Source organism: Lentzea kentuckyensis, from assembly GCF_002150765.1.
In the GTDB taxonomy this organism is placed as follows: Bacteria; Actinomycetota; Actinomycetes; order Mycobacteriales; family Pseudonocardiaceae; genus Lentzea; species Lentzea kentuckyensis.
Genome location: NZ_MUYM01000200.1, coordinates 1 through 1,328, shown reverse-complemented (window position 1 = coordinate 1,328; position 1,328 = coordinate 1). Strand labels below are relative to the sequence as shown.

The window sequence follows — 1,328 nt, the reverse complement described above, 5'->3', positions numbered from 1 at the left end:
CGCCCAGCCACACGAACACGGCCGGGGCCGTCCGGCTGAATCCGGCGGACTCCAGTTCCGTTGCCAGCGTTTGGGTTTCGAAGTCGACCGGCACGAAGGTCAGCGTCTCGGGGCTGTCGATTCCGGTCGTGGCAAGGCGTTCTCGCTTCCACGCCTGGGTGGCGGGGTGGTCGACCTCGAAGACGCGCAGGTCCCGGTGCGGATTGCGGTAGGCGAAGGTGTCCAGTCCCGCGCCCAGGATCACGACCTGCCGCACACCGGCGGCGGCGGCCGCGGCCACGGCGTCCTCCGCGAAGCGAGCCCTGGTGGCGAAGAACAGGCGGCGGGGCCGGTCCGTCACAGCTCCGCCGAGGCGATCGGTTGCGGCCGTGCCCGGTCTCGGGAGTTCCTCCGCGGCGTAGCCGAGCAGACGTGCCGCGAGGGGGTCGGTGAAGATCTGTGGCCGGTCAACGATCTGGTGGTAGGCACGGGCGTACGCGGTGACGAGCGCCGTCCGGCTAGGTCCGCCATTCTCCATGTTCACGACGCTACTCACGAAATCACTACGCACACCGGCGACACGGATCACTGCTGATGTGTTAGGTTCCATGCACAGGGGGGCCTGTTAAGGGTGCGCTATCCCGGTTCCGCGTAATGGAGCCAGATATTAGCCGCAGCGGCAAAGTAAAGCCTTGGCTGCCGATCCTGCTGCCTGTCAAGCCACGACATGCCGGGGGCGAGATTTCATGACGCGACGAATATGGTCGGCAATTTGACACGGGGCCGCACCGAGATGGATTCGGATGGTCTGGCGCCGGTGGCGAGCCGTCCGCTGCCAGCCGTTGGGGATGTGAATGTCCGCTCGCCCTCGGGTTTTCTGTTGTGGTTGCTGCGCAAGCAGGCGGGGCTCGTCTGGCTTGGCATCTTTTCGGGTTGCGTGTGGATGGCCAGTCTTGGGCTTGCCCCGTTTGCCCTTGGTCGCGGTATCGATGCGATATCCAGCGAGAACATGCATGGTGCGCTCGGGTGGGCGGGCGGCATTCTCGGTTTGGGTCTGCTCACCACCGCCGGGAGTCTGCTGCTGCACCGGTGCGAGACCATTGGCAAGCTCGAGGCCAATTACCTGGTGGTCCGGCTCGTGGCCAGGCAGGCGACGCGGCTGGGTGCGCGGCTGTCCGACCAGGTGGCGGTCGGCGAGGTGGCGGCCGTCGGGACGGCGGACGTCTCCCGCATGGGCGCGTTGCCCGGTGCCATGGCGCGGGGTGTCGGCAGCGCGGTGACGATCCTTGTGGTGGCGTTGGTGCTGCTGTCCACTTCGGTCCCGCTGGGGCTGCTGGTGCTGGTCGGCG

General features: G+C 67.2%; 1 protein-coding gene and 1 pseudogene. One reads left to right on the top strand and one right to left on the bottom strand.

Features of this window, described 5'->3' with window-relative positions; genetic code table 11:
- A partial coding sequence (locus tag B0F77_RS50370) for a class I SAM-dependent methyltransferase (protein ID WP_245849521.1) occupies positions 1 to 517 on the bottom strand: 517 nt, incomplete at its 3' end.
- Positions 518 to 988: 471 nt separating this feature from the next.
- Between B0F77_RS50370 and B0F77_RS45815 the strand changes: the two are divergent.
- Positions 989 to 1,328 (top strand): annotated as a pseudogene (locus B0F77_RS45815) (hypothetical protein); the annotation flags it as partial.